The sequence below is a fragment of the Kitasatospora sp. NPDC058243 genome, from assembly GCF_042882025.1.
Lineage (GTDB): Bacteria > Actinomycetota > Actinomycetes > Streptomycetales > Streptomycetaceae > Kitasatospora.
Genome location: NZ_JBHVWW010000014.1, coordinates 131,389 through 139,338 on the forward strand (window position 1 = coordinate 131,389; position 7,950 = coordinate 139,338).

The following is a 7,950-nucleotide window of genomic DNA, read 5'->3' on the forward strand; positions in this document are numbered from 1 at the left end:
CAGAGGTGCACACAATGTCACTCTGCCTGCCCACCTACGTGGTGATCGACGCCTCCTCGTCGATGAAGCCGCACGAGGCAGTGCTCAACGCGACCCTCTCGCGTCTGCACTACAACCTGGCGACGAATCCGCGCGTCTCGGAGTTCGCCAGGGTCAGCGTGGTCGCCTTCTCCACCGACGTGCACGTGGTGATCCCGATGTCGGACATGGAGCAGGTCCCGAGCATGCCCGAAGTGATCTGCGGCGGGGGCACCGAGTACGGCAAGGCCTTCGACCAGTTGCGGCAGAGCATCGAACAGGACGTCAGCAGCCTGCGGGCGCAGCAGTACAGCGTGCTGCGGCCGGCGATCTTCTTCCTGACCGACGGCGCCCCGACCGACGCGAGGTGGCAGGACTCCTTCCGCACGCTGGTGGACCGGAACTGGCCGCGCCACCCGCACGTGATCGCCTACGGCTTCGGCGCCGCCAGGCGCGACGTGCTGAAGGAGGTGGCGACCAAGGCGCTGTTCATCGCCGACGGTTCGGACACCGAGTCGGCGCTGAGCGGGGCGATCACCGGCCTGCTCAACACCCTGATCGCCTCCTCGCAAACCGGTCAGATGCACATCGCCACGGACGTCAAGGGCTTCGAGTACGTGCAGGTCGCCCAGGAATACGTGGACTGAGCGTGGACACCGACCCGCGTACCACGGCGCCCCGGGCGCTGAGGGCCTCCGCCGGGCTGTCCGTGCTGGCCGCGGTGCTGCTCGCCTGCGGCGGCGTGGTCGAGGTGGCGGGCCATCTCGGCGGCCCCTCGACGAACGGGGGCGGAGGCGGCTCGCACCCGGCGACGCCGGTGCCGGTACAACCGGCCCCGACCCCTACCCCGGCCCCGACCCGGACCCGGACCCCTGAGGTCTCCTCGCCCGCCGCGGCGCCGTCGCCGAGTTACTCGCCCTCGGCCTCACCCACCCAGTTGCCCGAGCCGACGACCGCCCCCACCACCCCCACCACACCGGCGTCTCCTTCGGAGCACCCTCCAGGGAAAGGGGCATCCCGGACGAAGGCTCCTGTGACGAGGAACGCCGCCCCGTAGCTGCGATACCGGCGCGGCCACTGAGGGGCCGAGCAACACGGGCAGCCGGCGGGCGGGCCGGGGAGTGGGCGGGGAGTGGGGCGGGGGGCTGATGGTGGCGCCGATGGTGGCGCCGTCACCCGAACGCAGTCGCTTCGGGTTCTCGCGCGGCCCCGGAGTCGCCCGGAAGGCGGCTCCGGGGCGCCTCCTCAAGGCGGACCTGCCGTGGCGTCGGCGGTGCCGGGGCGTCGTTCCGGTGGTTTCCGCGGGGCTCGACGCGGGGTCTCGCCTCTCGCCGCGCGGGACTCCCCACCCCCGCCCCGTCGGTCGGCTGCGCCATCCGGGTAGGCCTCGGCGGGCGGGGTCGGCGGCCCGGGCGGGGGTCTTCGGGGAGGGGCGCGAGGGCCGGGGGCTCGCGCCGAAGCCGTCGTCGCGGGGGCCTGCGGTCGACCGGTGGGCGGCGGCGCTCGGTGCGCGGGGGTGGCTGTTTCGAGACGCCGGACGAACGGCACTTGACGGTGGGTCAGTCGAGGAGTCGACCGGGCGGATCCTCGCCCGACCCGGCTCGTCGGGGGGCCGGGCGGGAGGGTCGGATCCGGCCGCCGGGGCGGTGATCGGGCGGCCGCGTCCGGGGGCCCTTCGCATGCCGAGGACCGTTCGCGGTTGCCGTCCAGAAGCTGCGAGCCGGGGCGTCAGGCGGATACTGGAGATGTGAGAACGGCTCTGGCAGGCACATCCCTGACGTGCCCGCCGCTTAGGGCTGTCTCACGGCAACGGCAGTCTCTGTCGTGCTCCCCGGGTCCGCGCCGTCGGCGTCGGCCGTGGACGTGCGGCGTGCCAATGCAAGGGAAGAAATGGAGTCGTGATGAGTTACTTCAACCGCAGGGACCGCGGTCGCGGACGTGAACGTGACCGTCGCCGCCGTCGCCACGGCCGCCGTCGTCGGTTTGGCTTCTGGTGACAGATAAGGGCGGTCCGGGCTGTGCTTAACAGCCCGGCATGACACCCATCCCTGGGGCCGGCGGTATCACCGCCGGCCCCTCATCCTGAGTGGGGTTCCTCCATGCACGGTGCGACGCCCATGGGGGGTCCGGAGGACCGGGCAGCCGACCGGGCCATCGACCAGGGGCCGGTGGCGGACTCGCCCGTCATCTCGCTGCGTGATCTGTTCCGGCGGTTCTGGCCGTGGGTCCGACCGGACGTGCGCTGGCTGCCGCTGAGCGCGGTGCTGCTCGTTCTCGGCGCCTTCGGCGAGGTCGTCTCGGTCTGGATGTTCAAGGACCTGATCGACGAAGTCCTGGTGCCGCGGCACTTCGCCGAATTCTGGCCGCTCGGTGGCACGATGCTCGCCGCGGCCGCGGCGGCGGCGCTGTTCACCTTCGCGGGCACCTACACCGGCACCTGGATCGCCGAGCGGTACCTGCTCCGGCTCCGGACCGGCACACTGGCCCATCTGCACACCCTGCCGCCCGACACCCTGGAGACCCGCTGGCGCGGCGACCTGGTGGCCCGGATGACCGCCGACATCGCGACGATCGAGCAGATGGTCGCGACCGGCCTGGTCGAGGGCGCGGTGGCCTCGACCAGCCTGGTGCTGTTCGCCGGTGCGGCGTTCTACCTGAGCTGGCCCCTCACCCTGGCGGCGCTGATCGTCGCGCCGCTGTTCATCTTCACCACCGGCTTCTTCGGGCGCCGCATCCGCATCCGGGAGCGGCAGGTCCAGCGCCGCGCCGGCGGCGTGACCGCGCTGCTGGAGGAGACGCTGCGCAACGTGGTGGTCACCCGCACCTGCGGCCAGGAGGAGCGCGAGGTCGAGCGGGTGCACCGCGAGGGAAAGGCCCTGCTGGACGCCGAGCTCTCCGCCGCCCGGATGTCCGACCTCTACCAGCCCCTCCTCAACGTCCTCCAGATGCTCGCGGGGCTGGTCGTGGTGGGCGTCGGCGCCCTCCAGGTGATCCGCGGCGAGCTGAGCCTGGGTGGTCTGCTCGCCTTCGCCGCCTTCATGGCGCAGCTGTTCGAGCCGATCCAGCAGCTCGCCGGGCTCGTCCCGCTCGCGGGCGCGGCCTGCGCCTCGGGCGAGCGCCTGCTGGAGATCCACGACCTGTCCAGTCCGGTCCGGGAGAGCCCCGCCGCGCGGGACGCCGGCGCGGTCCGCGGCCGGGTCTCCTTCGAGGGCGTCCACGTCGCCTACCCCGGCAGTTACGACGCCCCGGTGCTGTCCGACGTCAGCTTCGACGTCAGCCCCGGCAAGGTCCTGGCCGTGATCGGCCCCAGCGGCAGCGGCAAGTCCACGCTCGCCAAGCTCCTGGTCCGCTTCCTGGACCCGCAGGCCGGTACCGTCCGTCTCGACGGCGTCGACATCCAGGACCTGACCATCACCTCGCTGCGCGGGGCGATGAGCTTCCTGCCCCAGCAGGCGCAGCTCTTCCACGCCACCATCCGGGACAACATCGCCTACGGCAGGCCCGACGCCCCGCAGGACGAGATCGAACGCGCCGCCCGCAGCGCCGGCGCCCACGGCTTCGTCACCGCGCTGCCGCAGGGGTACGGCACGGTCATCGGCGACGAGGGCTTCCAGCTCTCCGGCGGGCAGGCCCAGCGCGTCGCCATCGCCCGGGCCTTCCTGCGCGGCGCGCCGGTCCTCGTCCTGGACGAACCCACCACCGGCCTGGACCCGAAGACCGTCCAGCAGCTGATCCCCCCGCTGCGCCGCCTGATGGCGGGCCGCACCACGATCCTGATCACCCACGACCCGGCCTTCCTCCCGCTGGCCGACCACGTCCTCACCCTCCAGCCGCCGGACGCCCCGCGCCCCCGCTTCGCGGAATCGGCCGCCGGGCGCCCGGAGGCCGTCGCGGTGAACGTGTCCGAGGCGGGGCTTCCCGGTGAGCGGGACCACGGGCCCGGGTGACCTTCGCCCCCACTCGAACGGCCGGGATCCGCAGGCTGCGGACCCCGGCCGTTCGAGTGCGTGCGGTCAGGAGACGACGATGGTGGTCCGCAGGTAGTAGACGAACGGCGGGCAGGCCGAGCCGCGGTCCGGGAAGGCGCAGCGCCAGATCCAGGTGATGTCGCTCGTCCCGGCGGTGGCCGCGCTGAAGGTCGCGTGCGCGGTGTTGTCGGGGTCGGTGCTGCCCGAGGTCTGCGGCAGCACCGAGGGCGCGGTCGTCGCCGGGACGGAGGACAGCCAGGTGACGGTGCTGTCGCGGTAGGGCGGCAGGTTGACCTGGACCACGTCACCCGGGTGGACCTGCACGGTCTGGCCGTTGGAGGCGACGCCGAGGACCACGACGTCGTTCAGGGCCGGCCGCGCCGGGGCCGCTGCGGCGGCGGTGACGGTGCCGGCGGTCAGGGCGAGGACGGCGGCGGGGACTGTCAACAGCCTCAGGATCTTCATGGCACTCCCGGTACTCGAAGGTTCACGGAAACGGAGGTTCGCGTGGAACGGCGGTGCAGGGTGCGGAGGTTCCGGCCTCCCGTCTATCCGGTGCGGGCGGCCCGGCCGATGGCGCGGAGCCGCCCGGGAGGGAAACCTCCGGCCAAGGATGTCCACATCTGCCGCCTCCGGCAAGGTGCGTGACGATACGTCAGGCGCTCGTTACTCCGAGCCGCCGCGGCCCCGGTCCTCGGGCCGTCAGTCCCGGCGGCGGGCCGCCATCCAGACGTAGACCAGGATCCCGGCGAACAGGAACAGCACGCCCTGGTAGACGGCCGCGTAACCCGCGCCGGCCACCAGCCACAGGGAGAAGCCGAAGGCGCCCAGGCCCAGCACCGCGTCCCGGGCGAGCCGGCCCCCGGAGACCTTGTCGGGCATGCCGCGCACCAGCCAGTACAGCTGCGCGGCGGTGGAGAGCAGGTACGGGACGGTCGCGGTGAAGGTGGTGACCAGCACCAGGATTTCGAACGCGCCCTTGGCGCCGGTGGCGAAGTTGAGGATGGTCAGCACCGAGGCCAGCGCGACGCTGGTCACGACGCCGAACACCGGGACGCCGCGCCGCTCCTTGGCGAAGGCGGCCGGGAACAGCCCGTCCTTGGCGGCCGCGTACGGCGCCTGGGCGGCCAGCAGCGTCCAGCCGTTGAGCGCGCCGGTCATCGAGACGAGCGCGGCGACGGCGATGGCCGTGCCGCCCCACGTGCCGCCGAACATGGCGTCCACGGCGTCCGAGAACGGCGCGGTGGAGTGGATCAGCCGGTCGTGGGCGACGGTGCCGAAGACCGCGAGCGTGCCCAGCAGGTAGACCACCGCCGCACCGGCCGTGCCGAGCACGCTGGCCCGCCCGACGTTGCGCTCCGGATCGCGGACCTGGCCGGCGCTCATCGCGGCCGACTCCACGCCCAGGTAGCTGAAGAGCAGGATGGCCGCGGCCGCCGTCATCCCGCCGGCCCAGCCGTGCCCGGTGGCGTCGAAGGGGCCCAGGTTGCGCGCGTCGAAGAAGCCCAGACCGCCCACCGAGACCAGCAGCAGCGGGATGAACTTGAGGACAGTGGAGACGAGTTGGACGGCGCCGACGTAGCGGGTGCCGGCCAGGTTCGCCAGCGCGGGCAGCCACTGGAAGGCCATCGCGGCGGCGATGCTGAGCCCGATGGAGTGGCCGACGGGCAGCAGCACGTCGAGATAGCCGACGGCGGCGACCGCGAGCGCGGCGTTGCTGACCCAGGTGGTGATCCAGTACGACCAGGCCGACAGGAACCCGGCGAAGTCCCCGAAGGCCTCCCGGGCGTAGACGTAGGGCCCGCCGGTGCGCGGGTTGCGGCGCGCGAGCTGCCCGAAGACGAGCGCGAGGGCGATCGCGCCCACGGTCAGGACGACGAAGGAGACCAGACTGACCGTCCCGTAGGGGGCCACGGCGGCGGGGATCATGAAGATGCCGCCGCCGATGATGTTGCCCATCACCAGGGCGGTGGCGGTCGGCAGGCCGAAGCGGCCGCCCTTGCGGGGTGTCGCGGTGACCGCTTCCGGCGTCTGCGGCGGGCTCGGTCGGGTCGCCTGCCGGGGTGCGGCCGGGCTGGTCTGCATGAGGGTGGTGCGCCTTTCGTGGTCCTGCTCGTGCTCGGTGGAGCCACCGTTCATGCTCGAACCGGGTGGCGCTCTGTACCAAATCGATGGGATTTGTTCAGTCGGCCTGGCATGTCACCGCAAGACTTGCGGTCCTGCGCCGGTCGGACGGGCACTCGTCCTGCGCCGCTCCGGCGGGCGCTCGTCCAGTGCCGGTCGGACGGGCGCTCGTCCAGTGCCGGTCCGGCGCGGCCGTTCGGCGTGCGGCCGGGTGTCCGAGGGCGTTCACCCGGGGGAGGGATGTCGTCACCCGGATGCCTCAGCCGGGTTGCGGCGCGCCGCGGCGCGTGCGCGTTCGTGTGCAAACGTTGGCCCGGCGCCTCCCCGTGGGGCGTCGCCCAGCCTGCGGGCGGTCGACGTGGCCGGTCGGGGGCGCGGGTCAGAGGACCAGAGACGAACTAGGGGACAGTAGATGTCGCTTCGTGGGAAGATCCGCAAGCTCGCGGTGATCGTGGCCGTGACGGGTGCCGCCGTGGTGGCCGTGCCGACCTCGGCCATGGCGTTCGGCCACACGCCGGTGCCGTCCTCCGGGCAGGGCCTGGAGTCCGGTTCGGCGGGTGTCGGCCTGTTCGGCCCGCACGCCAACTGGTTCAACTACCACGAGCACAGCGAGGGCTGATCCGTCCGAGCTCGGAGCCCGGGGGCCGCTGTGGGCCTCCGGGCTCACGGCTGTCCGCGCGGCGGTCCGAGCAGGTCAGGCGGGCAGGGCGGGGGCGGCGGCCCGCTCGCGCAGTTCCTTCAGTACGGCGATGTCCATCGCGTGCCCGGTGCCGTCCCCGCCGTGCTTGCGGTCCGGGGTCTCCACCAGCAGCGGGACACCGGCCGTCTCCGGGTGCTCGAACAGCTCGCGGAACGGTTCCGCGCCGATCATCCCGGCGCCGATGTTGGCGTGCCGGTCCTTGCGCGCGCCGACGACGTCCTCGGAGTCGTTGGCGTGGATCAGCCGCAGCCGGCCCGGCCCGGCCGCCGACGCCAGGGCGTCCAGCGCGGCCGTCACCCCGCCCGGTACGGCCAGGTCGTGCCCGGCGGCGAAGGCGTGGCAGGTGTCCAGGCAGACGCCGACCTTCGGGTGCCCGTCCAGCGCCTCGACGTACTCGGCGAGCTCCTCCAGCCGGGAGCAGAGCGAGCTGCCCTGGCCCGCCGTCGGCTCCAGCAGCAGCCAGGGCGCGTCCTCGCCGAGGGCGTCCAGTTCGTCCAGCAGCGGCCGCACGTCGGCCCGGACCTGTGCCATCGCCTCGGCCCGCCGGGAGCCGCCGCCGGGCGCCGTGCCGACCGCCGAGCCGGTGTGCAGGACGACGCCCAGTGCGCCGATCGCTTGGCCGCGGCGCAGCGAGTGCCGCAGCGAGTCGGCCGAGCGCTCGCGGGTGGCCGGGTTGTCCGAGCCGAAGTTGATCAGGTACGGCGCGTGCACCCAGGCGGGGAGTCCCTGCTCGGCGCAGGCCGCCCGGAACTCCTCGTCCTGCGCGGGGTTGCCCGGCGGAGTGGCCCAGCCGCGCGGGTTGGCCACGAACACCTGCACGGTCTCGGCGCCGACCCGGCGCGCGTACGCCAGCCCCGTGCCGGCCAGCCCGCGGGCGGCCACCGGGACGTGGGCGCCGACCGGGTTGCGGAGGGTGCCGAGGGGCGCTGCGGGTGCGGTGGTCATGGCCCCGAGGATGTCACGCCGCCGGCCGGCGGTGGCACGCGGCCCGGCCGGCGGTGCCGGGGTCGGTCCGGTGGCGTGCCGTGGGGGGGGGGGCGGGGGGGGATGGAACACACAAACGAACGCCAGGGAACGAAACAACAAACAACCAACCCCCCATCCCAACGGCCAAAAACAGGAAAGGGAAAAAACCAACTC

At 73.2% G+C, this 7,950-nt stretch carries 6 protein-coding genes; 3 read left to right on the forward strand and 3 right to left on the reverse strand.

Annotated features, from left to right (window positions below; translation table 11 throughout):
• Nucleotides 1-14 precede the first annotated feature (14 nt).
• On the forward strand, nt 15-665 hold the full coding sequence (locus tag ACFVX9_RS12970) for a VWA domain-containing protein (protein WP_387981592.1): 651 nt from the start codon (nt 15-17) through the stop codon (nt 663-665).
• A gap of 1,470 nt (nt 666-2,135) precedes the next feature.
• Nucleotides 2,136-3,965, forward strand: a complete 1,830-nt coding sequence (locus ACFVX9_RS12975; RefSeq protein WP_387981594.1) for an ABC transporter ATP-binding protein — start codon at nt 2,136-2,138, stop codon at nt 3,963-3,965.
• Between the two features lie 66 nt (nt 3,966-4,031).
• Here ACFVX9_RS12975 and ACFVX9_RS12980 read toward each other — a convergent pair whose 3' ends face one another.
• Entirely contained in the window at nt 4,032-4,451 is a 420-nt protein-coding gene (locus tag ACFVX9_RS12980; protein WP_380486960.1) for a hypothetical protein, read from the reverse strand.
• 237 nt (nt 4,452-4,688) lie between these two features.
• Nucleotides 4,689-6,071: an amino acid permease gene (locus tag ACFVX9_RS12985; RefSeq protein WP_063351611.1), complete on the reverse strand. Its 1,383-nt coding sequence runs from the start codon at nt 6,069-6,071 to the stop codon at nt 4,689-4,691.
• A 451-nt stretch (nt 6,072-6,522) separates the two neighbouring features.
• On the opposite strand from ACFVX9_RS12985, the gene ACFVX9_RS12990 reads away from it, so the two are divergent.
• Complete coding sequence (locus tag ACFVX9_RS12990) at nt 6,523-6,729, forward strand: hypothetical protein (RefSeq protein WP_063350286.1); 207 nt, start codon at nt 6,523-6,525, stop codon at nt 6,727-6,729.
• Between the two features lie 75 nt (nt 6,730-6,804).
• On the opposite strand, the gene ACFVX9_RS12995 is transcribed toward ACFVX9_RS12990, so the two are convergent.
• The gene (locus ACFVX9_RS12995) at nt 6,805-7,755 is read right to left on the reverse strand and encodes a deoxyribonuclease IV (protein ID WP_387981596.1); all 951 of its coding nucleotides are present in this window, start codon (nt 7,753-7,755) and stop codon (nt 6,805-6,807) included.
• Nucleotides 7,756-7,950: the final 195 nt, after the last annotated feature.

What these genes read in the sequence shown, in the direction of transcription:
- ACFVX9_RS12985 (WP_063351611.1), bottom strand. Translation starts at nt 6,071, where the DNA reads ATGCAGACCAGCCCGGCCGCACCCCGGCAGGCGACCCGACCGAGCCCG.
- ACFVX9_RS12980 (WP_380486960.1), bottom strand. Translation starts at nt 4,451, where the DNA reads ATGAAGATCCTGAGGCTGTTGACAGTCCCCGCCGCCGTCCTCGCCCTG.
- ACFVX9_RS12995 (WP_387981596.1), bottom strand. Translation starts at nt 7,755, where the DNA reads ATGACCACCGCACCCGCAGCGCCCCTCGGCACCCTCCGCAACCCGGTC.
- ACFVX9_RS12975 (WP_387981594.1), top strand. Translation starts at nt 2,136, where the DNA reads ATGGGGGGTCCGGAGGACCGGGCAGCCGACCGGGCCATCGACCAGGGG.
- ACFVX9_RS12970 (WP_387981592.1), top strand. Translation starts at nt 15, where the DNA reads ATGTCACTCTGCCTGCCCACCTACGTGGTGATCGACGCCTCCTCGTCG.
- ACFVX9_RS12990 (WP_063350286.1), top strand. Translation starts at nt 6,523, where the DNA reads ATGTCGCTTCGTGGGAAGATCCGCAAGCTCGCGGTGATCGTGGCCGTG.